The following is a 23,635-nucleotide window of genomic DNA, read 5'->3' on the forward strand; positions in this document are numbered from 1 at the left end:
CGGCCCGCGCCCGGCGGGCCTAGCGGTTGACGCAGGCCCCCGTCGAGACACCCGCGGTGGCGGTGGTCCCCGCCTGCAGAGCGGGCTCGACCTGCTTGGCGGTGAGCGCGAAGGCGGTGTCGGCGTCGTCGACGGCCACGCCGAAGATCACGCCGACCACGTTGCCCTCGCGGTCGAAGACGGGGCCGCCCGAGTTGCCGGGGCGGACCTGCCCGCGGAGCAGGTAGACGTCGCGGCGGACCTGCGCGTCGCGGTAGATGTTGCGTCCCTCGAGGGTCTGCTGGCTGCGCACCCGCGACGACGACAGCGTCAGCGGGCCGCCGCCGGGGTAGCCGAGCACGAAGCCGGGATCGCCGGGCTTGGCGCCGTTGAAGACGATCCGCAGCGGCTTGGCCTGCAGCCCCGGCACGTTCAGCACCGCGACGTCGGTCTGCGCGTCGAAGTAGACGACCTGCGCGCTGTACTTCTTCGTCCCGTCGACGGTGACCTGCACGCTGCGGGTGCCCGCGACGACGTGCGCGTTGGTGACCACCCGGCCCGGCGTCGCCACGAAGCCCGAGCCCTCGAGCGCGCGGCTGCACGACGGCGCCTGGCCGTCGATGCGGACCACGGACGAGCGGACGCGCTGCACAGCCGGGTCGGTGAAGTCGACCCGGTCGGGCGTCTCCACGCTGACCACCGGGGTGTTCACGAACGGGCCGAGCGCCTGCGGCAGCCCGGAGTCGTCGATGATCGCGGAGAACTTCTGCGGCAGGCCGTCGGCGCCGACGACCTTCGCGAAGTCGTTGACGCCGCCGAGCACCGCCGAGCCGTTGACCGACCGCGAGACCTGCGGCGCGGCGGCCGAGGTGAGCGGGATCGCGACCAGCCAGGCCGCCACCAGCAGCGCGCCGACCTGCACCACGGCGCCGACGCCCGAGTCGACGGTGCGCAGGCCCGTGCTGCGGATCGAGCTGCGCACCGCGCGCCCGAGCACCATGCCGGAGAGCTCGCCGATGATCACCAGGCCGGCCAACAGGCCGACGCCGAGAATGAGGCGGCCCTTGGCATCGTCGACCGAGCCGAGGACGTGCGGGGCGAGCAGGACGCCGGCGGCGGCGCCGAGCACCACGCCGATGAAGGCGAGCACGGACGCGGCGGCGCCCTGCCGGTAGCCGGAGATCGCGGCCAGGATCATGAGGACGACGACGATCACGTCGACCCAGGTCGAACCGGTCATCGAGCGCTCTCCTGCCAGGTCTGGGCGCGGGCGGCCGCGGCGCGCACCTCGTCGGTGAGCGGCCGCACGTCGTCGGTGTCCCAGGGCTGCTCCCAGCCCGCCGCGCCGATCAGCGCGTTCACCAGGCCGCCGGTGAAGCCCCACACCAGCATCGGGCCGGCCGCGAAGGCCGGGCCGCGGTAGAAGGACTTGCGCACCATGAACCGGTGCGCGGGGTCGATGAGCTCGGCCAGCGGCACGCGCCGGACCAGCGCCGTCTCGGCGGGGTCGACGGCGCGGACCTCGGGCGGGCTCGCCGCGTAGCCGATGACCGGGACCACGCGGAAGCCCGAGACGGGCACCTCGATCGGGTCCAGCTCGGCGACGATCTCGACCGATTCGGGGTCGAGACCGGTCTCCTCCCACGCCTCGCGCAGCGCGACGGCCACGTCGTCGGCGTCCTCGGGATCGCGGGCGCCGCCGGGGAAGGCGACCTGCCCCGCGTGCTGCCGCATCGCGGAGGCGCGCTGGGTGAGCAGCACCGTCGCATCCTCGGGCGGCGTCGCCCCGGACGCGGACGGGTCACCGTCGAACAGGATGAGCACGGACGCGCGGCGCGGGTTCCGCACACGCTGCAGGGCTGCGACGGCGCCGCCGCGCTGCTCGATCTCGCTCGCCACGTCGCCCAGGTTGCCGAGCAGCGGGTCCAGCCACCGCGGCGCGCTCACAGGGTGACTCCGAGCTCGGTCCGCAGCAGGGCGGCCACCTCGTCGACGGACGTGAAGGGTTGGGCGTGCACACCGGCCACAGTGCCATCGGAACGCAACAGAACGGTCACGGGGTAGGCCCGCGGCGCGCCGAGGGCCGTCGCGACGACGCCCTGCGGGTCCTGCACGGTGGGCAGCGCGACCTTGAGCTCGGCCAGCAGGTCCAGCCCCGCGACCGCGTTGGGGTCGGCGTGCACGCCGAGCACCGTCAGCCGGTCGCCGGCGCGCGCCGCGACGTCGGCGAGCACGGGTAGCTCGACGCGGCACGGCCCGCACCACCAGGCCCAGATGTTGAGCAGGACGGGCTTGTTCCCCGGGATCGCCAGGTCGACGGGCGCGCCGTCGCCGAGGCAGGTGAGGTTCCTGCCGGCGAGGGCGGTCGCGCCGATGCCCGCCGGGCAGGGCGGCAGGGCCGCCCGGGTGCGCGCGGCCGCCAGCTGGCCGGGGCTCGTGCTGGTCGACGGTGCCGCCGCCGGCGTCGTCGGGGCCGCAGCACCGTCGTTCCCGCGGGGCCAGATGGCCACGGCCAGGGCGACGGCGACGATCGCGCAGACGATGATCCACCGCACGCCGGCGGGGATGCGGCTCCGCTCGCCGGGCAGCAGGGGCGCGGGCTCGCGCCCGGCGTCGGGCTTCTCGGGCTCGGTCACCGGGCGGCCCCCGGCTGGACGCGGCGCCGACGGGGCGGGGGCGGCGCGATCTCGAGCAGGTGGTCGCGTTCGGGGCCCTTGACGAGGTCCGCGGCCTCGGCGGGGTCGATCGGTCCGGTCCCGAACGACGGGCAGTCCTTGGCGAGCACGCAGACGCCGCACGCGGGCTTGCGGGCGTGGCAGACGCGGCGGCCGTGGAAGATCACGCGGTGGCTCAGCAGGGTCCACTCCTTGCGCGGGATCAGCTCGCCGACGGCGTGCTCGATCTTCACCGGGTCGTTCTCCTCGGTCCACTCCCAACGGTGCACGAGCCGCGAGAAGTGCGTGTCGACGGTGATGCCGGGGACGTCGAAGGCGTTGCCGAGGATCACGTTGGCGGTCTTGCGGCCGAAGCCGGGCAGCGTCACCAGCTCCTTCATGGTGCGCGGCACCTCGCCGTCGAAGCGGTCCACGAGCGCCTGCCCGAGCCCCATGATCGACGTGGCCTTGTTGCGGTAGAAGCCGGTCGAGCGGATGTACTCCTCCAGCTCCGCCCGGTTCGCCCCGGCGTAGTCGGCGGCCGTCCGGTAACGCGCGAACAACGCCGGTGTGACTTGATTCACGCGCACGTCGGTGCACTGCGCGGACAGGATCGTGGCCACCGAGAGCTCGAGCGGATCGGTGAAGTCGAGTTCGCAGTACACGTGGGGGAAAGCGGTGGCGAGTGTCCGATTCATCCGCCGGGCACGGCGCACCAGTCCGAGGTGGGTTTCCGGCTCCGGGGGCATGGGAACCGATTCTAACGACGGTGCCGTGGCTCGTTCGTTGCCGTATCGAGACCTTGGCTGTGTTTACTGTCCGGCATGCAAGGATTGCTCGGGTTGCTGTTCCCGGTGGTACTCATGCTCTTCGCTCTGGCCATGGAGCGGATCGAGACGCGGGTGACCGCCGAGCCCGTCGCGCCCCCCGCGACCGGCGACGACGAGGCGCCCGACGTCGAGACGCTGGCGCGCATCGGCCTCCCCAAGGCCGTGGACAGCCTCGACCTCGACGGTGGAGCGGAGCGCCGCGCCAGCTGATCCGGAGGAGTACGGTCGGGGCCCGAGCGGCCCGAATGCGGAACGCCGTCGTGCCCTTCGACATGTGAACGGGTAACCTTTCCAGTAGTCGTCTGTGCGATTTCCCACATCTGCACGGAACGCTGCATAAACTCACACTTCAGGTCGCGGCGATGTCCGCCTGCGACGGTCGTCGATCAAGGAACGAGGTACCCCGTGGACGAGGTCCTGGCGCGGGCCGGCATTTTTCAGGGTGTCGAGCCGGGCGCGGTCGATGCGCTCACCAAGGATCTGCACGAGGTCGACTACCCCCGTGGCCACGTCATCTTCAACGAGGGCGAGCCCGGCGACCGGCTGTACATCATCCTGTCCGGCAAGGTGAAGCTCGGCCGTCGCTCCCCGGACGGCCGCGAGAACCTGCTGTCCGTGATGGGCCCGTCGGACATGTTCGGTGAGATGTCGATCTTCGACCCCGGCCCCCGCACGTCGAGCGCGACCTGCATCACCGAGGTCCGCGCGATGACGATGGACCGCGAGGCCCTGCGCGCGTGGATCCGGGACCGGCCCGAGATCGCCGAGCAGCTGCTGCGCGTGCTGGCCCGCCGCCTACGCCGCACCAACAACAACCTGGCCGACCTCATCTTCACCGACGTCCCCGGCCGCGTCGCCAAGCAGCTGCTGCAGCTCGCGCAGCGCTTCGGCACGCACGAGAACGGCGCACTTCGGGTGACGCACGACCTCACGCAGGAGGAGATCGCGCAGCTCGTGGGCGCCTCGCGCGAGACCGTGAACAAGGCGCTGGCCGACTTCGCGCACCGCGGCTGGCTGCGCCTCGAGGGCAAGTCCGTGGTGATCACCGATTCGGAGCGTCTGGCGCGCCGGGCTCGCTGACCGTTTCCACCCGGGATGGGGCGGAGAATCGCTGCTCACTAGGCTTCGCGCCCTCGGCTATCGCCTCGGGAACTGCAGAAGCGTTCGCAGCGTTTCCCCGCCCCATCCCTGGTTTCGTGGTCGTGCGCGGCCCGACCGTGCCCTCGCTCGTCCGGTCGCCCTGTCAGCCGTGCTCGGCTAGATACGTGAGCTGGACCTTGACCGACATGCGGGCGGCGGGCCAGGCCTTCTTGTCCACGTCGCGGTAGACGTGCTTGACGACCTTCATGGGCTTGGCGTCGGCTGCGCTGACGCCCATCTCCGTGAGCGCGTCGCGGACCTGCTGCAGCCGGTCCTGACGGTGCGCCGCGTACGCGGCGACGACGGGCGCCGCGTCGGGCAGGTCGGGGCCGTGGCCGGGCAGCAGGACGCGGCCGGCGGCCACCGTCGACAACGACTCCAGTGAGCCGAGGTAGTCGGCGAGGGTCCCGTCGCTCGCGTCGAGCACCGTGGTGCCGCGCCCCAGGATGGTGTCGCCCGAGACCAGTGCGCCGGGCTCGCCCTCGGCACCGTCGACCAGGAAGCTCAGCGAGTCCGCGGTGTGCCCGGGCGTGTGCAGCACCGTGATCCGCAGACCCGCGACCTCGATCACCTCGCCACCGGTGAGCGGCGTCGCGGTGTTGATGCAGTACGTCGGGGAGAAGGCGCGGATGGGGCTGCGGGTGAGCTCCTCCCAGCGCTTGAGGCCGCCGGTGTGGTCGGCGTGGCGGTGGGTCACCAGGGTGAGCGCGACCGTGCCCGCCGCCTTGGCGACCCGCTTGAGGTGCTTCTTGTCGCCCTTGGGCCCGGGGTCGACGACGACGGCCTCCTCGCGCCCCGGGGCGCGCAGGATCCAGGTGTTGGTGCCCTCGAGCGTCATCACCGACGGGTTGTCGCAGAGCAGCACCGCCGCGTAGGGCGTGACCTGCCGCAGCTTCCCCGGCGCCGGGTGCTCGGTCATACCTGGACCGTGAGCTCGACCTCGACGGGCGCACCCAGCGGCAGCTCCGCGACCCCGACGGCCGACCGGACGTGCACGCCCGCGTCGCCGAAGATCTCGCCGAGCAGCAGCGACGCGCCGTTGAGCACCTGCGCCTGGTTGGAGAAGCCGGGCGCCGAGGCGACGTAGCCGGTGACCTTGACGATCCGCTTGACCGAGTCGATGCCGACGAGGGAGTGGATCGCCGCGAGCGCGTTCAGCGCGCACTGCCGGGCAGCGAACTGCGCGTCCTCGAGGTGGACGATGCCCTCGCGGTTCTCGCTGACCTTGCCCTGCGCCACGAGCTCGCCGTCGCGCATCGGCAGCTGGCCGGAGGTGTAGACGAAGTCGCCGACCTGCGTCGCGGGGACGTACGCGGCCAGCGGGGGCACCACGTCGGGCAGGACGATGCCCAGCTCGGCGAGGCGCGCGGAGGCGGTCACGACGTGGCCCGCTTCATGTACGCCACGTGCTGCTCACCGGTCGGGCCGGGGAGCACGGTGACGAGCTCCCAGCCGTCGGCGCCCCAGGTGTCGAGGATCTGCTTGGTGACGTGGGTCAGCAGCGGGATGGTGGAGTACTCCCAGGTGGTCTTCTCGCTCATGGCATCACCCTATCCACCGCGGGCGCGGCGCGACAGGCGCGATCCCTACGCCGGCGCAGAACGTGTTCTCGGTCGCATTGCCGGGGAAGGTTCACGTTAACGGCCCGGCCGTGTACGGAGGTATGGATATGCTCCGAACGTGGTGGTGAGTGAGGCGGACCCCGGCGGGGTCGCGCAGGACGCGGGGACGACCTGGCCGGAAGGGCTGCGGGAGTCCCGGCTGCACTTCGTGTCGGGCAAGGGCGGCACCGGCAAGTCGACGGTGGCCGCGGCACTCGCCCTGGCCCTCGCCTCCGGCGGCAAGAAGGTCCTCCTCATCGAGGTGGAGGGCCGCGGCGGCATCGCCCCGACCTTCGAGGTGGACGAGCTGCCCCCGACCGAGACGAAGATCGCGACGGCCGACGGCGGCGGGGAGATCCACGCGCTGGCGATGGACGTCGAGGCCACGTTCCTCGACTACCTCAAGACCAATTACGGCATGGGCCTGGCGGCGCGGGCGCTCAAGTCGATCGGCGCCATCGAGTTCGCGACGACGCTGGCGCCGGGCCTCAAGGACATCCTCATCACCGGCAAGATCATGGAGTGCACGCAGCGCCGCGCGCGCGACGGGCGCTACACCTACGACGCGATCGTGGTGGACGCCCCGCCCACGGGCCGGATCGGGAAGTTCCTCGACGTCACGCGGGCGATGAAGGAGATCGCGAAGGCCGGGCCGATCGCGGGCCAGGCCGACCGCGTGGTGCGCCTGCTGCACTCCCCCGACACCGTCGTGCACCTGGTGACGCTGCTCGAATCCCTTCCCCTCCAGGAGACCGCGGAGGCCGTGAAGGAGCTGCACGCGCTGGACCTCAAGGTCGGTGCCGTGATCGTGAACCGCTCGCTGCCGCAGCTGCTCTCCGACGCGGAGCTCGACGCCGCCGCCGACGGGACCGTGGACGGTCCGGCCGTGCGGGCCGCGCTCGACGGTGCCGGGCTGCCGCTCTCCGACGACGACCTGGCCGGGCTGCTCACCGAGACCATCCAGTTCGCGCGGACGGTGCGCGGGCAGGACGAGGCGCGCGAGGATCTGGACGCGATCGACGCTCCCGGCCGGCTGGAACTGCCGCTGCTCACCGGCGGCGTGGACCTGAACGGCGTCCGCGAGCTGTCGGGCGCGCTGGTCGAGGCGGGAGTCCGATGATCGACCTGAAACTCGGCCCGCAGCTCCTGGATCCGGGCACGCGCGTCGTCGTGTGCTGCGGCAGCGGCGGCGTGGGCAAGACGACGACGGCCGCGGCGATGGCGCTGTGGGCGGCGGAGCACGGCCGACGGGTCGTGGTGCTGACGATCGACCCCGCGCGCCGGCTGGCGCAGGCGCTGGGCGTCGCGGACCTGACGAACGAGCCGCAGGCCGTGACCGTCCCGGGCGACGGGACGCTGCACGCGATGATGCTCGACATGAAGCGGACCTTCGACGAGATGGTCACCTCCAACGCCGATCCCGTTCGGGCGCAGGAGATCCTGGCGAACCCGTTCTACCAGACGGTGGCCTCGTCGTTCTCCGGCACGCAGGAGTACATGGCGATGGAGAAGCTGGGCCAGCTCACCGCCGACGACCGCTGGGACCTCGTGGTGGTCGACACCCCGCCGTCGCGCAACGCCCTCGACTTCCTGGACGCCCCGAAGCGCTTCGGCTCGATGCTGGACTCGCGCCTGATGGGCCTGATCGCGGGGCCCACCCGCGGCATCGGCCGGCTCGTCTCCGGCGGCATGGGCATCGCACTGAAGCTCGTGTCCACCATCGTGGGCAGCCAGATGCTCTCGGACGCTTCGACGTTCGTCTCGCAGATGGATTCCCTGATCGGCGGCTTCCAGGAGCGGGCCGACCAGACCTACGCACTCCTCGCCCGCCCCAGCACCCGGTTCGTGGTGGTCGCCTCGCCCGAGGAGGACACGCTCCGCGAGGCCACCTACTTCGTGGAACGACTCGCCGGCGAGTCGATGCCGCTGGCCGGGCTCATCGTCAACCGCACCCATCCGGGGCTGGCGGCGATCGGCGCGGAGCAGGCCCGGGAGGCCGCGAGCCGCCTCGGGTCCGACGATGCCGCGCGCACCGCGGAGGGTCTGCTGCGGGTGCACGCCTGGCGCGCGGAGATCGCGGCGCGGGAGGTGCAGATGCTCGGCGCCTTCGTCGGCCGCTGCCCGACGGTGCCGGTGGTCGGGGTGCCCTCGCTCCCGTTCGAGGTGGCGAACCTCGAGGCGCTGCAGGCCGTCGCCGAGCAGATCGTCGGGTCCTGAGCCCCGGTCGGCTCGCACGACGAAAAGGGTAGCTGGACAAACGAAAGGGCCCCGCACCGTCGAGCGGTACGAGGCCCTGGTCACTCCCGGACGGGAGCCGGGGAATCAGCCCGCGGCGACGCGCTTGCGGTCGCGCTGGGCTTCGAAGAAGGAGCGCCAGCTGGTGACCTCGGGGTGCTGGCGGAGGAGCGCGCGGCGCTGACGCTCGGTCATGCCGCCCCAGACGCCGAACTCGACGCGGCTGTCGAGCGCATCGGCGCCGCACTCGAGCTGGACGGGGCAGTGACGACAAATGGTCGCGACCTTGCGCTGCGCGGCGCCGCGGACGAACAACTCGTCGGGATCGACCTCGCGACACTTGGCCTTGGAAACCCAAACCAGGCGGTCTTCGTCGTCGACCAGAACGCGTGCACTTGTCATGTGACTCCCCTTTCGCGTGGTGCGGCCCGGACCCGGTGACGGCCCATCCCGGAGGTGTGCGGGGGGCCGATCGAGGTGCTCGCCACATCGTCTGCAATAGTGTTACCTGAATCACACGACGGACACAAGTCGAGGGCCGAGGGAAATCGAACAGTGGTCCAAGAAATCCAGCACGCCCGTACCGATCGCCTGGTCGGCGCGTCGGGACCGGGGTTCACGGCGGGTCGGCACGTATCCTGGTGACCGTGTCGAAACCCGGAGTGATCGCGAAGCTGGCCGGCTGCGTCCTGCTGGCCGGACTGCTGGTCGCCGGCGTCCTGTTCCCCTACGTCGGCGGGCTCGGCCTGATCTCGAACCGCGCCGCGGACACCGTCGACAACATCAGCTCCGAGCTGCTGGAGGGCCAGGTCCCGGAGGTCACGACGGTCGCCGACTCGACCGGCGCGCCCATGGCCTACCTGTACGACCAGCGCCGCGTGCAGGTCCCGTTCGATCAGATCTCGCCCGACATGGTGCGCTCGATCATCTCGATCGAGGACAAGCGCTTCATGGAGCACGACGGCGTCGACTACCAGGGCACCGTGCGCGCCTTCCTCAAGAACCAGTCCGCGGGCGAGGTGCAGCAGGGCGCGTCCACGCTGGATCAGCAGTACATCAAGAACTACCAGCTGCTCGTCCTCGCGAAGTCGGACGCGGACCGGCGCGCGGCGGTCGCCACCACCCCGGCGCGCAAGCTCCGCGAGGTGCGGATGGCGCTCACCCTCGAGCGCACGCTCACCGAGCGCGCCAAGCAGGAGCACGGGGTCGACGACGCCAAGGCCAAGGTGATCGCCAAGGAGCAGATCCTGGCGCGATACCTCAACCTGGTCCCCTTCGGCAACGGCGCCTACGGCATCGAGGTGGCCGCGCAGACCTACTTCGGCAAGCGCGCCTCGCAGCTGAACATCCAGGAGTCGGCGATGCTCGCCGGGATGGTGCAGTCGAGCTCGTCGCTCAACCCGTACGCCAACGCGCAGGGCGTGATCGAGCGGCGCAACACGGTGCTCGACACCCTCGTCGCGAACTTCCCGGACAAGGCGGCGGAGTACGAGGCCGCGAAGCGGACGCCGCTCGGCGTGCTGCCGCGCCCCAACACTCTCCCGGGCGGCTGCATCTCCGCGGTCGCGAACCGCGGCTACTTCTGCGACTACGTGCTGCAGTACCTCTCCGAGGCGGGCATCCCCAAGGAGACGGTGATGCGCGGCGGCTACACGATCCGCACCACGCTCGACCCGCGGGTGCAGGACTCGGTGCAGGCCGCGCTCAACGCCACCGCCAGTCCGACCCTGTCGAACGTCGCGCAGGTCATGAACGTGATCAAGCCGGGCGAGACGTCGCACGACATCGTCGCGATGAACTCCTCGCGGGTCTACGGCCTGGACGTGGGCAAGCGGCAGACCGTCCAGCCCGAGCCCTTCGCCCAGGTCGGCGACGGCGCGGGCTCGACCTTCAAGATCTTCACCGTCGCGGCGGCGATGGAGAAGGGCATGGGCCTGGACACCAACGTGACGGTCCCGTCCACGGTGCAGGTCAAGGGCATGGGCCACGGTGGTTACGCCGGTTGTCCGTCGGACTCCTACTGCGTGAAGAACGCCGGGCCCTACCCGTACTCGATGTCGCTGACGCAGGCGCTCGCCACGTCGCCGAACACCCCGTTCATCAAGCTCATCGAGCAGGTGGGCGTGACCCCGGTCGTCGACATGGCGGTCAAGCTCGGCCTGCGCTCGTACACCCAGCCCGGCAGCTCGGGCTTCGGCAACGACAGCCTCGCCGACATGTTCAAGAAGCAGAACCTGGCGTCGTTCACGCTCGGCCCGACCGCGGTGAGCGCGCTGGAGCTGACCAACGTCTCGGCCACGCTGGCCTCGGGCGGCGTCTGGTGCCCGGCGAACCCGATCCAGTCGATCACGCAGCCCAAGCGCAACAGCGATGGCATCCAGACCGTCGGGCCCGACGGGAAGCCGGAGACCACGCCGGTGCCCTACAAGTCGGAGAAGTGCGAGCAGGTCATCGAGAAGGGCCTGGCGAACACCCTCGCCAACGCGCTCAGCGCGGACGACCGCGGTGCGGGTACGTCGGCCGGCGCGGCCTCGCGCGCGGGCTGGACGCTGCCGCTGTCCGGCAAGACCGGCACCACGGAGACCTTCCGTTCCTCGGCCTTCCTCGCGTACACGAACCAGTACGCCGGTGCCAGCTACGTCTACAACGACGGCAACTCCCCCGGCCCGATCTGCACGAGCCCGCTGCGCCCGTGCGGCGACGGCAACGTCTACGGCGGCAACGAGCCGGCGACGGCCTGGTACACAGCGCTCAAGCCGATCTCGACGATCTACGGCCCGGTCTCCCTGCCGCCCGTGGATCCGAAGTACAAGGACGGCTTCGGCCCCGGCAAGATCCCCAACGTCATCGGGCTCACGCAGGCGGCGGCGAAGTCCCGCGTCGAGGCGGCGGGCTTCAAGACCACGGTGGCGTGGGTCAACAACTCCGCGGCCAACGGCACCGTCGTGTCGACGTCGCCGTCGGGATTCAGTCAGCCCGGCTCGACGATCACGCTGAACCTGTCGAACGGGATCGCGCCGGCACCGTCGAACCCGTCGGCACCGGGCGTGCAGACGGGGCCGGGCGGCACCACCATCACCATCCCGGGCTTCGGCCAGTTCACCATCCCCGGCGCGGGCGGCCGCGGCGGCGGCCCGGTGGAGACACCGGCGCCGGAGCCCCCGGGCAACTGACGATGGACGCACGCCGGGTCGCCACCGGTCTCCTCGTCGCGGCGACGGTGACCGTGGTGACGGCGTGCGGCGACCGCCCGGCCGAGCCCGCCGGCACGACCGGTGCCTCCGCCGGTTCCGTGGTGGTCTCCGCCGGCCCGTCCACGACCTCGCCCGCGTCGGCGGCGACCGTGCCCGCCCGCGATGGGTACGCCGCGGGCACGGAGCGGCGCACCGGCACGGACGGCCCGGTGACCTTCGACGTCGGGATTCCGACGGTGAGCGGCGGGTCGCCCGCGGTCGCCGAACGGTTCAACTCGTCGATGCGAGCATCGCTCGAACCACAGCTGAAGCTCCCCGATCGGATCCAGGGGACGATGACTGTCCGGGACGGGAGCCTGGCGGACGGGCGTCGTTCCGGCGTCACCCGTCTCGGGCCGGGCGTGGTCGCGGGCGTACTCCTGACGAGCACCTACATCTCGCGTGGGGCCCACCCGACCACCCTGATCGGCACGGTCGTCATCGCGACGGAGACCGCGCGCCCCGTGCTGCTCACGGATCTGTTCGCCACCCCGGACGCCGGGCTGGCACGGCTCGCCGCGCTGGTGAAGCAACACGCGGCCGCGGTCGGGACCGTCCCGTTCCTCTCGGACCCGGCGCGCGACATGGCCGATTGGATCCCCGGCACGGACGGGCTCGTCGTGTTCGCCGGTGTATCGCACGCCGAAGGCGACTACCGAGGGATCACCGTCCCGTGGGCTGAGCTCAAGGACGTCATCGCTCCGGCGATGTGGCCGATACTGACCTCATGACTCGGGAGCGTCAGCGCGACGCTCGGAACGTCGAAACGGTCTCCCACAGACCGATGATCACGAGCAGAAGCCCCAGTGGTCGCCCCTGGAACCACAGAAATCTGAGATCGGGGAACGCCACCGCGAGCACGGCTCCGACGAGGATCAACGCGGGCCCCAGTGATCGGTGGAGTTGCGATGCAGGCGAACGACGGCCGCGCGTCGTATCCGGTTGCCGTGGTGCGGAATTCTCCATGCTTCGCATTGAAGCGGGTATCGCCGGCGTTGTCGTCCCCCGTTCGACGGACCCGGGAGCCGTGCCCGGTCGCACGACCGTCGATCGGTCGGGGCGCGCGACGGTCGATCCCACCGGAGCCTTCAGCCGACCTTCGGCGTAGCGCGGTCGAGGATCGCGGCGGTGTCGACGCCCTGCGGGAGGGTGCCGAAGACGTCGCCGCGGTCGCCCGCGAGGCGGGTGCGGGTGTAGGCATCCGCGACGGCGGGGTGCCCGTAGCGCACCAGGAGCGAGCCCTGCAGCGCGGCGGCCATGTCGCCGACGAGGCGGCGCGCGCCGAACTGCATCGCGACCTGGTCGGTGAGGTCCAGTGCGCCGAAGGAGCCCTTGAGCTTCGCGACGGCCTCGTCGTACGCGGTGTCCGCGCCGGTGGCGGCGTCCAGCTCGGCGAAGAAGGCCGCGACGGCCTGCGGCTCGCGGGCCATCGCGCGCAGCACGTCGAGGGCGGCGACGTTGCCGGAGCCCTCCCAGACCGAGAGCAGCGGCGCCTCGCGGTACAGCCGCGGCATGCGCGAGTCCTCGATGTATCCGTTGCCGCCCAGGCACTCCAGTGCTTCGGCGGCGTGGATGGGGCCGCGCTTGCACACGTGGTACTTGGTGACGGCCAGGGCGATCCGGCGCAGCAGCGAGGCGTCCTCGTCTCCGGCGACGGACCGGTCGGTGAGGCCCGCGAGCCAGAGCCCCGCGGTGGTGGCGCCTTCGGCCTCGACGGCGAGGTCGGCGAGCACGTTGCGCATGAGCGGCTGGTCGATGAGGTCGGCGCCGAAGGTCTTCCGATGCGCGGCGTGGTGCGTGGCCTGCGCGAGCCCGGCGCGCATGCCGGTGGCGGTGCCGAGCACGCAGTCGAGGCGGGTCATGTTGACCATCTCGACGATGGTGCGGACGCCGCGGCCCTCCTCGCCCACGAGCCAGCCGACGGTGTCGTCGTACTCGACCTCGCTGCTGGCGTTGGAGTGGTTGCCCAGCTTGTCCTTGAGCCGCTGCAGGGCGAAGACGTTGCGCGTCCCGTCGGGCAGCACGCGCGGGATGAAGAAGCAGGAGACGCCGGATTCGGTCTGCGCGAGCGTGAGGAACAGGTCCGACATCGGCGCGGACGTGAACCACTTGTGGCCCGTGATCCGGTACGTCCCATCGGATTGCGGGATCGCGCGCGTGGTGTTCGCGCGCACGTCCGAGCCTCCTTGCTTCTCCGTCATCGACATGCCGGCGATGAGGCCGCGCTTGCCCAGCGGCGCCCGGAGGCCGAAGTCGTACTCCTTCGCGGTGAGCAGCGGCTCGTACTGCGCGGCGAGTTCGGCGTTGGCGCGCAGCGCGGGGACCACGGCGTAGGTCATGGAGATCGGGCAACCGTGCCCGGCATCGACGTGACCCCAGACGCTGAACTTGGCGGCGCGCACCAGGTGCGCGTTCGGGTCGGCCTCGGCCCACGGCGCGGCGTGCAGGCCGTGCTCGACGGAGACCTTCATGAGCTGGTGGTAGGCCGGGTCGTAGACCACCTCGTCGACGCGGTTGCCGTACCGGTCGTGCGTCTTCAGGACGGGCGGGTGCGCCTCGGCCAGGTCGCCCCATTCGAGGGCCTCGGCCGTGCCGCCGAGCGCGCCGAGCGCGTGGATCGCGTCCAGCTGCGCAGCGTCGACGTGGGCGCGCCGCAGCGCATCGTCGATCATCGGGGTCTCGGCGGTGTTGAAGCCGATCAGCGGCGGCGCCTGATTGGTCACGTCATGGGTCGGCACGCCTGCTCCTTCGTTCGACGGTGCGCGGCCCGTCCGGGCCGTCACCCCAGTGTTGCATATCGGCGACAGTCGCACCAGATATGCAATGAACTCGTGGTGGGCGGCCCAACCGAGCACCCGACCGCCCGCCGTGCCGCGGGGGACGAGGGGCGTGGGGCGTGGGGCCGCGCCCTTGCCTTCGGCGCTCACGCCGCTCTCGGATTCTGTCCGATTCGGACACGGCCCAGGTCTCACGTCTGGAACATTCGGACGAGCAGCGCGGCACCGCGCGGAGGACGGCTGAGGGCACGCGGCACGCCACGGGGAATCGGCGTTGGGCGTGGGAGAGCTGGCTTCTCGTGCGGGAATCGGTGCCGCGCGGGGGACGACTGGTCCCCCACCTCACGCACGACGTTCCGTAGGGAAGCGAACGCCGGAGCCTCCTTTCGGCGCCGCGCGGGGGACGACGGAGCCTGCATCGACGGCACGGTGGCCGGTGCACTATGCGCCGCCGCGCGCCGGAGACCGCCGACGGATCGACCGCTCTGACCAGGGCGGGCGCCGCACATCGCCCGCCGAGCCGCACGCATCCGAGGCGCGGCCGCCCGTGCACCGCACTTGTCCGAACCGGACAGAATCCGAGAGTCACGACCACGCAGCACCGTCGCCCGCCCCTGCAGTTCCGCAGGGCCACCGACGGCGCCGGCTCGCACACCGCTGACCCGGCGACCCCACCCCCGCGGTGTAGCGTCGACGCCGATGTCCACGCCCCTCACCACGACGGTCTCGGCGCGCTCGGCCGTGCTGAGCCTGCTGCTGGGCGCGCACCCGCCGGAGCTGGAGGGTCGCGAGATCGTGGCCGCGATGCGGCTGTTCGGAGTCTCCGAATCCACGACGCGAGCGGCGATGTCGCGCATGGTGTCCGCCGGTGATCTGGTCCGCGACGGCGGGCGCTACGCGCTGTCGGACCGCCTCGCCCGGCGCCAGGCGCGCACCGACTCCCCCGTGACACTGCCCTGGGACGGCACCTGGGAGACGGCGATCGTCACCACCAGCGGTCGCAGCGCCGGCGACCGCGCCGAGCTGCGCACCGAGATGACCCGACTGCGCCTCGCGGAGCTGCGCGAGGGCGTGTGGATGCGGCCCGCGAACCTCGACCGCATGCTCCCGACGACGGTGCGCCAGGTGACCGCGCGCTTCACCGCGCGGCCGGACGACGACCCCGTCGACCTGGCGCGCACGCTGTGGGACCTGCCGGAATGGTCCCGGCACGGGCGCGCGCTGCTGGGCGCGATCGCCGACGCCGGCGACGACGGGCAGGCGCGCTTCCTGACGATGGTCTCGGTGGTGCGGCACCTCTACCGGGATCCGCTGCTCCCGCCGGAGCTGCGGCCGGCGGACTGGCCGGCGGACGAGCTCACCGCCGCCTACGCGGACTTCCGCGCGTGGCTGGCCGCGATGCGGATCGGCCGGGGCTGATCAGGCGAGCGAGTCGACCACCTTCGTGATCCGCGCCTGCAGGCGGCGCAGCTGCAGCCCCTGGTCGTCGAGGCGGCGGGCGATGGAGTTGACCGCGTCGCACGAGCCGGTCTCGTGCAGGCTGCGGGCGTCGATCTGGAGGTCGTCGCCGGTCCGGCCGATGGACGCGGCGATGGTCGTGAGCTGAGTGGTGAGATCGTTGAGTTCGCTGCGGACGCCGGCGAGCCCCATGATGTTCCCTTCTGCGCGGCCCCGAGCGGGCCGTTCACCTGCACACTAGGTGGCTGCTGTGACCGGTGTGACGAATTGCAGGTGACCGTTGCGTGTCCGTTACCCGACGAATCGTCGCTATCGCACAGGTCCTTCGTCGCGGAACGCGCCGTGCCGTCCCGCACCGTCGGAGAACCGGGTGGCGCCCGCGACGGCGCCGTCGGCGAGGGAGGCGAGCCCGTACCGGTACTCGATCCCGAGCGCCTCGGCCTCGGACTCCGCCTCCCCGTCGAGCATCGAGAGGCGATCGTTGCGCAGGCAGGTCTGCGGAAATCCGGCGAGCTGCAGCCCCAGCTCGACGGCGGCCTCCAGGGCCGTCCCGGGTTCGACGGTGCGGTTGACCAGGCCGATCGCCTCGGCCTCGGCCGCGTCGACGGGCCGCCCGGTGAGGATGAGGTCCATCGCGCGGCTCGCGCCGATGAGCCGCGGCAGGCGCACGGTGCCGCCGTCGATGAGGGGCACGCCCCAGCGGCGGCAGAAGACGCCGAGGACCGCGTCGGTCGCGGCGACGCGGAGGTCCGCCCAGATGGCGAGTTCGAGGCCGCCGGCCACGGCATGCCCCTCGATCGCCGCGATGACGGGCTTGCTCAGCCGCATCCGCGAGACTCCCATCGGCGCGTCCCCGTCGGGCTCCACGCGGTTCGGGGTGCCGGCGGCGACGGCCTTGAGATCGGCTCCCGCGCAGAAGGTCCCGCCGCGCCCGTGCAGCACGGCGACGGCGGCGTCGGGGTCGGCGTCGAAGGCGCGGAAGGCGTCGGCGAGGGCCTCGGCGGTGGCGCGGTCGACGGCGTTGCGCACGTCGGGCCGGTCGATCTCGACGACGGTGACCGGTCCGCGCCGGCTGACGACGACGCTCATGACGACGTGGGCCCGTGGACGGCGGAGCCGGTGGCGATGCCGGTGACGGTGCAGACGCCGAACCGGCCGTCGCGGTCGAACATGCTGGCCGAGGAGATGCTGATGCCGTCGACGATGACGAACTGATCTGCCTCCAGGCCGATCTCGTCGCCGCGGGGCGCGCGGGCGATGGCCATGGAGACGTCGCCGTTGATGGTCTCGACGCCGCCGGTGCCCATGCCGGTCACCAGGTTGGTGCAATCGGAGACCATCGCGGTGCGGGCGAAGGGCGTCGTCTCCTCGCCGTCGAGGACGCGCCAGCCGCGGGTCCAGACGCGCTTGCGCTCGGCGGTGGCCCAGTGCTCCGGGGTGTCCGACGAGACGTATTCGCCGCTGCCGCCGGCCATCGCGAGGCGCGGGGCGCCGGGCGGCGGCGGGGCGGGGACGTGCGGATCGGACCAGACGGCACCGTCGGGCTGCGGGGCCCGGTGGTAGAAGGTGACGGCGGCGCGGACGACGGTCTTGTCGTTCTGGATGATCTCCGCCTCCGCAACGCGGATGCGGCGACCCGAGCGGACAAGGCGGGTGCGCACGTCGAGGTGGCCGGAACGGACCATGCGGAACATATCGCAGTGCCAGCGGGTTCCGACGAGGCCCTCGCCGAACTCGGTGTCGAGGACCTGCGCGAGCAGGCCGGCGATCGCCGGCCCCGACAGGGTGCCGGGCGCCCACCGGCCCTCCGCGGCGGGCAGCGAATCGAAGCCGCCGCCGCTGCGGGCGAACTGCGCGGGTACCTCCGGGGTGGTCATTCCATTGGGTTTACCAGGCGCCGCCGCGCGCCCTGTACTCGCATCCACCGGAACGCCGCCGCGGAGGCGGCCATGGGGTACTGATGGAGCATGGGCGATTCGTTCTTCGTGAAGATGTGGCCGCGGCTGGTGCGCAACGAGCCGCCGCTGCTGACCGAGCTGCGGCGACGCAACCTGGCCGGGCTGTCGGGACGGGTCCTGGAGGTGGGCGCGGGCACCGGCACGAACTTCGCGCTGTACCCGCCGGAGGTCACGACGGTGGTCGCGCTGGAGCCCGAGGACGCCCTGCGCGCCGAGGCGTCTGCGGTGGCGGACGCGCGCGTCGAGGTGCGGCCCGAGCGGCTCGACGAGTACGTCGCCGCGGAGCCCTTCGACGCCGTGGTGTTCAGCCTGGTGCTGTGCTCGCTGCCCGACCCCGAGGGCGCGGTCCGGCAGGTCCGCGGATTCCTGGGGCCCGACGGCGAGCTCCGCTTCCTCGAGCACGTCGCCGCGCGGGGCGGGATGCTGGAGGGACTGCAGAAGGCGGCGGACGCCACCGTCTGGCCGCGGCTGTTCGGGAACTGCCATGCGCACCGCGACGCCGTCGGACTGATCAGCGGGGCGGGTTTCGCGGTGACCACGGTGGAGGACCGGATGCTGGCGCCCGCGTGGGTGCCGATCCCGACGTCGCCGCTGGTGCTCGGTCGCGCGCACGCATGACGATCGACGCCACCGCGCTGGGCCTCGACACCCGGCTGACGCTCCTCGCCTCCGGTCTCGTCTTCCTGTGGGCGCTGGCCCTCGGGGTGTGGAAGTACCACGGGATCATGACCTCCCCGGAGCACCACGCGCACGTCTACGTGGACATCGCCCACCGCGCCGCGCTGCTGTACTCCTTCGCCATCGCACTGGCGGCGGTCTTCGTGGAGCTCAGCGCGTGGCCGCAGTGGGTGGACCTGACCGCGGCCGCGATCCTGGTGTTCTTCTTCGTCGCGGCGATCGCCAGCTACTGCTGGCACGGCGCGCGTCGGGACACGGAGAACCAGCTCGCGCCGCCCGCGCCCGGGGTGCGGGGTTTCATGCTGGCACTCATCGTCGCCGAGATCGGTGCGTTCGCAGTCCTTCTCGCGGGGTTCGTCGCGGCCTGGTGACCGCCGCCGGCGCTGCGGCGGTCAGGCGGCCTGACCGCAGGTGCACTGGCATTCGGTGAGCGTGCCGCCTGCGGCAGCCGTGTGCCGCCAGGCGGGGCTGCCGGGCACCAGGTCGGGCTCGCGCTCCGGCGTGCGGTCCTCCGTGCCCGACGGTGCCGCGACGGTCGCGCCCGCGGTCGTGGGCGCGGGGAGCGCGACGGGACCGCGGCGCCACAGAGCGGGCGCGAGGATCGCTCCGGCGGCGGCGATTCCGGCGAGGAGCGCCCAGGCCGGGACGAGCCCGAAACGGTTCGCGCCCCAGCCGGCGATCGGGTAGGCGATGAGCCAGGCGAGGTGCGAGAGGGAGAACTGGGCGGCGAAGACGGCGGCCACGTCGCTGGGTGCCGCCGCGGCGCGGAGCACCTTGCCGGTGGGGGTGATCGCCATGGCGGAGCCGGCGCCGCTCGCGAACCACACCGCCGCGGTGAGCGCCCACGACGGGGTGTCGGCGGCGGCCATCGCGACGGCGCCGACCGCCGCGACGGTGAGTAGCACTGCGCCCGTGAGCATCACGGACCGCTCCGAGAACCGGTCCAGCAGGCGCGGGACGGCCAGCGCCACGAGCAGGGTGCCGCCGCCGGAAGCGGCGAGCATCCATGCTACCTGGGACTCGCTGCCGCCCAGTCGATCGCGGACGTAGTTGACGGTGTTGACCACCACGATCGAGCCGGCGGCGGCCACCGCGAAGTTCACGGCGAAGACGCCCCGCAGGCTCGGGGTGCGCGCGAACAGCCTGACGCCGGAGAGGATGCGGTCGGCGGGACCGCCCGCGGGCGCGCGGCGCGCGTCGGGCACCGTCGCCCTGAGGACGAGGAATGCGGAGACGACGAATCCGACTGCGGTACCGAGGAACAGGACGTCGAAGTCGATGAGCAGGAGCGCGAGCGCGGCGAGGACGGGGCTGACCAGGCTCTCCATCGTGTAGGCGACCTGGGACGCGGACAGCGCCGTGGTGTAATCGCGCTCGTCGGTGATGATGTCGGGGATGACGGCCTGGAAGGTGGGCGTGAACGCCGCCGACGCCGCCTGCAGCGTGCCGATGAGCACGTAGATCTGCCAGACCTCGGTGACGAAGGGCAGGGCGAGGACGATGCCCGCGCGCACGACGTCGAGCGCCACCAGGAACGCCCGCCGCGGGAGCCGGTCGACGTACGCCGCGGCGAGCGGCGCGATGACCACGTACAGCACCATCTTGATCGTGAGCGCGGTGCCGAGCACGACTGCGGCCGAGGAGCCCGCGATCTCGTAGGCGAGCAGGCCCAGCGCAACGGTGGTCAGGCCAGTGCCGAGCAGGGCGACGATCTGCGCGCTGAACAGCAGCCGGAAGTCGCGGTTCGCGAAGGGACCCACGGTATCTCTCCTGAGTTCGGTGCCGAAGTAGTGGATGCGGGTCAGTGGTGGTGCGCGGCGTGATGGCTGCTGTGCGGGCCGCCGTGCGCGACGGGCTCCGCGCCGTCGACCGGCGCCTCCGACGCCGCGGACGGAGCGGGCTCGCCGGCGACGAGCGTGAAGTCCGCGGTCCGGACGGTGCCGGCGTGCTGGAAGTCGAGGAACAGCCGGTACGTGCCCGCCGACGGGGCCATCGCGTGGAACCGGATGTCCGGGCCGGCAGGGGTGGCGGGGTCCGTCGGGTCGCCCTCGGGGTGGACGTGCAGGAAGGCGAGGTCGCCGGCGCGCAGCGCGACGAGGTGGCCGTAGGCGGCGAGGTACGGCTGCAGGTCCGTGACGGGGATCCCGCCGCGGGTGATGCGGGCGCGGAGCTCGGCCCCCTCGCCCGGCAGGAGCGCACCGTCGAGCGTGACGACGTAGTCGTCGACCGTCGAGACGGTGCGGCGCTCGAGCAGGTCGCGGGGCCGGTAGTCGCCGGGAACGGCGACGTCGGCGCCGAGGACGATGCCCGCGCCGAGCGCCGTCGGGGCGATGTCGGCGAAGAAGCGCCACACGCCCGGCGTCAGGTCCAGCTCGACCGACCAGGTGCCGGCCGCGTCCATGACGGGGTGCACGTGCTGGAATCCACTGGTATCGCGCTGGACGGCGATGAAGTGCAGCTTTCGATCGTGCTGCACGTCGAAGGCGGTGACCGGCGCGTCGTCGGGGCCGAGGATCGCGAACTCGACGCGGGTGCGGCCGGCGTCGATGATCGTCAGCGCCGGGGTGATGCGGTAGCCCTGCTCCGCGGTCTGCAGCCCTTGCGGGAACGGTGCGGCGGCGTGTGCGCTGTGGTCCATGACGTGCTCCTTCGGTGTGCGTGCGCGGCGGATCCACCGTCGTGCGGGTACCCCCTGAGGGTACTTGGATTTATACCCCCTGGGGGTATCCGCGTCAACCGTCTTCACGAAACAGACACACCGATGGATCCGTCCGCCGGCGGTGGATTCACGCGGCCTCAGTCGTTGGGTACCGCCGCGAGCCGCGGCTTCGAGTAGTAGAGCGTGAAGCTGAGCCAGCTCCCGTCCTCGGTGATCTCGTCGTGCATCACGAGGTCCTCCACCTCGACGGTGCCCAGCGCCTCGACGGTGTCGGCGAACCGACGCAGCAGCGCCGGCAGGTCGCCCTGGCCGGCGCCCCTCGGGTTCGCCTGCGAGATGGATCTCAGCAGCGTGTGGTCATCAGCCATACAGCGATGGTGTCACGGTCGTCGTGCCTGGTCGAGGAGGTTTCGCAGCAAGCCGACCCGGCGAACACTTCCAGGCGCCACGCGCCGAATGCACCTTTCACGAACTGGATAGACTCCCACCATGCGACGTCGATCGTCGGCCGCACTGATCGTGGCCACCATTGCACTGGGAGGTGCGAGTTGCAGCCTCATCAGCGGAGATGACGAAGGGCTCCCCAGTTGCGCGTCACTCGGAGACGTGCAGAACCCTTCGTACGAGGAATTGAACGGCGCGTTCAGCCGACTGGTCGAGAAGGACTGGCAGCGGATGACCTCGCCCGCCTACGCGGGCGACGCCGACTGGAAGTCGCAAGAGGAGTTCACGACGTCGTGGCGGATGCAGTTCGACGAGACGAACTGGGACCAGCTCCTCCCGACGCTCCAACCGGGCGCCGTCGGTAAGCACCGCGTGCTGCTCTGTGAGCAGAACCGGGAAGTCCTGCACCGAACGAAGAGCGACACGACCAAGGAGCAGGTGCGAGTCACCAACCGGCTCATCGGCGACGAGCCCCTGTACGCGCTCTACGTCAATGGACGAGCGACCTGCCGGTTCACCGCGACATCGTCTCCCGCGACACAACGAGCACTGCACGAGACTCTCTGCCCCAACGCGCAGTAGCCCGACGACGGTCCCGCCGCTAGCTCAGCCGGAGGATCTCCGTGCCCTCGGCGGCGCGGGCGATCACCGCGCTCGGTGCGATACCGAGCTGCGCCACACCGTGATGACAGACTGCGCTCGCCGGTGGCGGCGAGCCTGCGCAACAGCGAGGTCACGCCTCCATTACGACGAACAGGAACGCGAGGAACCGCGGATCGTCCTTGTCCGCGAAGAAGTCGGGGAACCGCTCCAGCGCCTCGGGCGCGGGGCCGGGTTCATCCATGTGGGTGACGCGGAATCCGCTCTCGACGAACGTCCGGAACATCGTGGCGAGCGATCGGTCCCAGAAGGTGAGCTCACCGGTGATCCCTGCCATCTCGGACTCCGTGCGCGGCCGAGTGTCGAAGTAGTTCGGCGTGTGACCGGCCTGGAGTTGGGTGAACAACATGACGAACGGGTGCTCCACGGAGAGGATGACCCGGCCACCGGGCTTGAGCACGCGGCGGAACTCCGCGAGCGGGGCGTGCCAGTCCTCGAGGTAGTGCAGGGCGAGCGAGCAGACCACGTCGTCGAAGACGGCGTCGCCGAAGTGCAGAGGCGCGGCGAGGTCAGCAACCTGCAGCTCCACGTCGTTGCCGACGCGCTCGCGGGCGATATCGATCAGGGCCGCGCTGCCGTCGATGCCGACCGCCGTCGCGCCATCCTCGACGAGGTCGACGAGCGTCGGACCGGAACCACAGCCTGCATCGAGGATGTGCTTACCCGCGACATCGCCGAGCAACGCTCGGATCGCCGGCCGGTTGTAGTACTCGTTGAGGAGGCTCGTCGCGTTCTCCTGCGCGTACGCCTCGGCTATCGGGTCGTACGCTGCGGCGGTACCCGATCCGGGCGGTGGCGTCGAAGTCCCCATGCTTCGACGGTACCGACGCAGGATGCGGGCGGCACTGGGACCGAAAGTCGATCAGCATGTCCGACCTCCTCGCTACGCTCCTCCCATGACGCCGACTCTGGATGATCTGCACCAGGCGCTTCGCGCGTCGTGGGGCCCGGATACCTGCGCTCCGGAGGATGTCCGCCAGTGGTCGACGACTAATGTCGCACGCGGCCAATGCGGCACTTCCGCCCTCGTCGTACACGACCATTTCGGTGGACGCCTCGTGCGCGGTGAGGTCCATATCCATGGCGAACGAGTGGACTATCACTGGTGGAATCTGCTCCCGAGCGGCGAGGAGGTCGACTTCACCCGCGCACAGTTCGACACGAAGGAGGTCGTCGTCGGCGGCAATGCAGTCGAGCGTCCAACTCAGCCAGGACGATTGGACACCGAGTACAGGATTCTTCGGCGCCGCGTCGATTGCCTGCTCGCGCAACGGCACGCCTGAACAGACGCTGATCTCAGCCGGATCAGGAAGAGCTGCTACACACTGC

Annotated in this window: 27 protein-coding genes; 11 read left to right on the plus strand and 16 right to left on the minus strand. The window is 71.4% G+C overall.

What is annotated here, in order from left to right:
• Positions 1 to 19 precede the first annotated feature (19 nt).
• Genes ACLQ3K_RS15365 through nth form a run of 4 tightly spaced genes read right to left on the minus strand, consistent with a single transcriptional unit; the run spans position 20 to position 3,382 of the window.
• Positions 20 to 1,219: a MarP family serine protease gene (locus ACLQ3K_RS15365; protein ID WP_426000502.1), complete on the minus strand. Its 1,200-nt coding sequence runs from the start codon at positions 1,217 to 1,219 to the stop codon at positions 20 to 22.
• Positions 1,216 to 1,926 carry a CoA pyrophosphatase gene (locus tag ACLQ3K_RS15370; RefSeq protein ID WP_336670844.1) on the minus strand — a complete coding sequence of 237 codons (711 nt, stop codon included), beginning with the start codon at positions 1,924 to 1,926 and terminating at the stop codon, positions 1,216 to 1,218. The genes ACLQ3K_RS15365 and ACLQ3K_RS15370 overlap by 4 nt, the downstream gene beginning before the upstream one ends.
• Complete coding sequence (locus tag ACLQ3K_RS15375; RefSeq protein WP_426000504.1) at positions 1,923 to 2,615, minus strand: TlpA family protein disulfide reductase; 693 nt, start codon at positions 2,613 to 2,615, stop codon at positions 1,923 to 1,925. Before ACLQ3K_RS15375 ends, ACLQ3K_RS15370 begins: the two co-directional genes overlap by 4 nt.
• On the minus strand, positions 2,612 to 3,382 hold the full coding sequence (gene nth, locus ACLQ3K_RS15380) for an endonuclease III (protein ID WP_426000506.1): 771 nt from the start codon (positions 3,380 to 3,382) through the stop codon (positions 2,612 to 2,614). Before nth ends, ACLQ3K_RS15375 begins: the two co-directional genes overlap by 4 nt.
• 75 nt (positions 3,383 to 3,457) lie before the next feature.
• Between nth and ACLQ3K_RS15385 the strand changes: the two genes are divergently transcribed.
• Both ACLQ3K_RS15385 and ACLQ3K_RS15390 read left to right on the plus strand, forming a co-directional pair.
• Positions 3,458 to 3,673: a hypothetical protein gene (locus ACLQ3K_RS15385; protein ID WP_068626517.1), complete on the plus strand. Its 216-nt coding sequence runs from the start codon at positions 3,458 to 3,460 to the stop codon at positions 3,671 to 3,673.
• A 195-nt stretch (positions 3,674 to 3,868) separates the two neighbouring features.
• Positions 3,869 to 4,543, plus strand: coding sequence for a Crp/Fnr family transcriptional regulator (locus ACLQ3K_RS15390; protein ID WP_068523121.1), 675 nt, complete (start codon positions 3,869 to 3,871; stop codon positions 4,541 to 4,543).
• 163 nt (positions 4,544 to 4,706) lie between these two features.
• Here the strand turns inward: ACLQ3K_RS15390 and ACLQ3K_RS15395 are convergent, their stop codons facing one another.
• The 3 genes from ACLQ3K_RS15395 to ACLQ3K_RS15405 are packed head-to-tail and all read right to left on the minus strand — an operon-like array spanning position 4,707 to position 6,144.
• Positions 4,707 to 5,522, minus strand: a complete 816-nt coding sequence (locus ACLQ3K_RS15395) for an MBL fold metallo-hydrolase (protein WP_426000509.1) — start codon at positions 5,520 to 5,522, stop codon at positions 4,707 to 4,709.
• A complete protein-coding gene (locus ACLQ3K_RS15400) occupies positions 5,519 to 5,983 on the minus strand; it encodes a RidA family protein (RefSeq protein WP_224650635.1) in 465 nt (154 codons plus the stop codon). The genes ACLQ3K_RS15395 and ACLQ3K_RS15400 overlap by 4 nt, the downstream gene beginning before the upstream one ends.
• The gene (locus ACLQ3K_RS15405) at positions 5,980 to 6,144 is read right to left on the minus strand and encodes a hypothetical protein (RefSeq protein ID WP_426000511.1); all 165 of its coding nucleotides are present in this window, start codon (positions 6,142 to 6,144) and stop codon (positions 5,980 to 5,982) included. The genes ACLQ3K_RS15400 and ACLQ3K_RS15405 overlap by 4 nt, the downstream gene beginning before the upstream one ends.
• A gap of 139 nt (positions 6,145 to 6,283) precedes the next feature.
• On the opposite strand from ACLQ3K_RS15405, the gene ACLQ3K_RS15410 reads away from it, so the two are divergent.
• The gene (locus ACLQ3K_RS15410; protein WP_224650632.1) at positions 6,284 to 7,324 is read left to right on the plus strand and encodes an ArsA family ATPase; all 1,041 of its coding nucleotides are present in this window, start codon (positions 6,284 to 6,286) and stop codon (positions 7,322 to 7,324) included.
• A complete protein-coding gene (locus ACLQ3K_RS15415; RefSeq protein WP_426000514.1) occupies positions 7,321 to 8,421 on the plus strand; it encodes an ArsA family ATPase in 1,101 nt (366 codons plus the stop codon). Before ACLQ3K_RS15410 ends, ACLQ3K_RS15415 begins: the two co-directional genes overlap by 4 nt.
• Before the next feature lie 105 nt (positions 8,422 to 8,526).
• On the opposite strand, the gene ACLQ3K_RS15420 is transcribed toward ACLQ3K_RS15415, so the two are convergent.
• The gene (locus ACLQ3K_RS15420) at positions 8,527 to 8,841 is read right to left on the minus strand and encodes a WhiB family transcriptional regulator (RefSeq protein WP_224650628.1); all 315 of its coding nucleotides are present in this window, start codon (positions 8,839 to 8,841) and stop codon (positions 8,527 to 8,529) included.
• Positions 8,842 to 9,086: 245 nt separating this feature from the next.
• On the opposite strand from ACLQ3K_RS15420, the gene ACLQ3K_RS15425 reads away from it, so the two are divergent.
• Positions 9,087 to 11,612, plus strand: coding sequence for a penicillin-binding protein (locus ACLQ3K_RS15425; RefSeq protein WP_224650626.1), 2,526 nt, complete (start codon positions 9,087 to 9,089; stop codon positions 11,610 to 11,612).
• A gap of 2 nt (positions 11,613 to 11,614) precedes the next feature.
• On the plus strand, positions 11,615 to 12,403 hold the full coding sequence (locus tag ACLQ3K_RS15430) for a hypothetical protein (RefSeq protein ID WP_426000516.1): 789 nt from the start codon (positions 11,615 to 11,617) through the stop codon (positions 12,401 to 12,403).
• 357 nt (positions 12,404 to 12,760) lie between these two features.
• Here the strand turns inward: ACLQ3K_RS15430 and ACLQ3K_RS15435 are convergent, their stop codons facing one another.
• Complete coding sequence (locus ACLQ3K_RS15435) at positions 12,761 to 14,410, minus strand: acyl-CoA dehydrogenase family protein (RefSeq protein ID WP_426000518.1); 1,650 nt, start codon at positions 14,408 to 14,410, stop codon at positions 12,761 to 12,763.
• Between the two features lie 738 nt (positions 14,411 to 15,148).
• Here ACLQ3K_RS15435 and ACLQ3K_RS15440 point away from each other — a divergent pair.
• On the plus strand, positions 15,149 to 15,868 hold the full coding sequence (locus ACLQ3K_RS15440; protein ID WP_426000520.1) for a PaaX family transcriptional regulator C-terminal domain-containing protein: 720 nt from the start codon (positions 15,149 to 15,151) through the stop codon (positions 15,866 to 15,868).
• Here the strand turns inward: ACLQ3K_RS15440 and ACLQ3K_RS15445 are convergent, their stop codons facing one another.
• The 3 genes from ACLQ3K_RS15445 to ACLQ3K_RS15455 form a co-directional block, all read right to left on the minus strand.
• A complete protein-coding gene (locus tag ACLQ3K_RS15445) occupies positions 15,869 to 16,099 on the minus strand; it encodes a hypothetical protein (RefSeq protein WP_426000522.1) in 231 nt (76 codons plus the stop codon).
• 117 nt (positions 16,100 to 16,216) lie between these two features.
• Entirely contained in the window at positions 16,217 to 16,996 is a 780-nt protein-coding gene (locus ACLQ3K_RS15450) for a crotonase/enoyl-CoA hydratase family protein (RefSeq protein ID WP_224648274.1), read from the minus strand.
• A complete protein-coding gene (locus tag ACLQ3K_RS15455) occupies positions 16,993 to 17,784 on the minus strand; it encodes an acyl-CoA thioesterase domain-containing protein (protein ID WP_426000524.1) in 792 nt (263 codons plus the stop codon). The genes ACLQ3K_RS15450 and ACLQ3K_RS15455 overlap by 4 nt, the downstream gene beginning before the upstream one ends.
• A 90-nt stretch (positions 17,785 to 17,874) precedes the next feature.
• Here ACLQ3K_RS15455 and ACLQ3K_RS15460 point away from each other — a divergent pair, with 90 nt between their 5' ends.
• On the plus strand, positions 17,875 to 18,483 hold the full coding sequence (locus tag ACLQ3K_RS15460) for a class I SAM-dependent methyltransferase (RefSeq protein ID WP_426000526.1): 609 nt from the start codon (positions 17,875 to 17,877) through the stop codon (positions 18,481 to 18,483).
• On the plus strand, positions 18,480 to 18,914 hold the full coding sequence (locus tag ACLQ3K_RS15465; RefSeq protein ID WP_426000528.1) for a hypothetical protein: 435 nt from the start codon (positions 18,480 to 18,482) through the stop codon (positions 18,912 to 18,914). The genes ACLQ3K_RS15460 and ACLQ3K_RS15465 overlap by 4 nt, the downstream gene beginning before the upstream one ends.
• 21 nt (positions 18,915 to 18,935) lie before the next feature.
• Here the strand turns inward: ACLQ3K_RS15465 and ACLQ3K_RS15470 are convergent, their stop codons facing one another.
• The 3 genes from ACLQ3K_RS15470 to ACLQ3K_RS15480 form a co-directional block, all read right to left on the minus strand.
• A complete protein-coding gene (locus ACLQ3K_RS15470; RefSeq protein WP_426000530.1) occupies positions 18,936 to 20,303 on the minus strand; it encodes an MFS transporter in 1,368 nt (455 codons plus the stop codon).
• A 41-nt stretch (positions 20,304 to 20,344) separates the two neighbouring features.
• Positions 20,345 to 21,181 (minus strand): hypothetical protein, encoded by an 837-nt coding sequence (locus ACLQ3K_RS15475; protein WP_426000532.1) that lies wholly within the window; start codon positions 21,179 to 21,181, stop codon positions 20,345 to 20,347.
• 158 nt (positions 21,182 to 21,339) lie between these two features.
• Positions 21,340 to 21,570, minus strand: a complete 231-nt coding sequence (locus ACLQ3K_RS15480) for a hypothetical protein (protein WP_224648262.1) — start codon at positions 21,568 to 21,570, stop codon at positions 21,340 to 21,342.
• A 238-nt stretch (positions 21,571 to 21,808) separates the two neighbouring features.
• Between ACLQ3K_RS15480 and ACLQ3K_RS15485 the strand changes: the two genes are divergently transcribed.
• Positions 21,809 to 22,228, plus strand: coding sequence for a hypothetical protein (locus ACLQ3K_RS15485; RefSeq protein WP_426000534.1), 420 nt, complete (start codon positions 21,809 to 21,811; stop codon positions 22,226 to 22,228).
• 151 nt (positions 22,229 to 22,379) lie between these two features.
• Here ACLQ3K_RS15485 and ACLQ3K_RS15490 read toward each other — a convergent pair whose 3' ends face one another.
• Positions 22,380 to 23,117 carry a class I SAM-dependent methyltransferase gene (locus ACLQ3K_RS15490; RefSeq protein WP_426000536.1) on the minus strand — a complete coding sequence of 246 codons (738 nt, stop codon included), beginning with the start codon at positions 23,115 to 23,117 and terminating at the stop codon, positions 22,380 to 22,382.
• Between the two features lie 85 nt (positions 23,118 to 23,202).
• Between ACLQ3K_RS15490 and ACLQ3K_RS15495 the strand changes: the two genes are divergently transcribed.
• The gene (locus ACLQ3K_RS15495) at positions 23,203 to 23,589 is read left to right on the plus strand and encodes a YunG family protein (RefSeq protein ID WP_224648255.1); all 387 of its coding nucleotides are present in this window, start codon (positions 23,203 to 23,205) and stop codon (positions 23,587 to 23,589) included.
• Positions 23,590 to 23,635: the final 46 nt, after the last annotated feature.

Origin of the sequence: Tsukamurella sp. DT100 (genome assembly GCF_049844855.1) — a bacterium.
In the GTDB taxonomy this organism is placed as follows: domain Bacteria; phylum Actinomycetota; class Actinomycetes; order Mycobacteriales; family Mycobacteriaceae; genus Tsukamurella.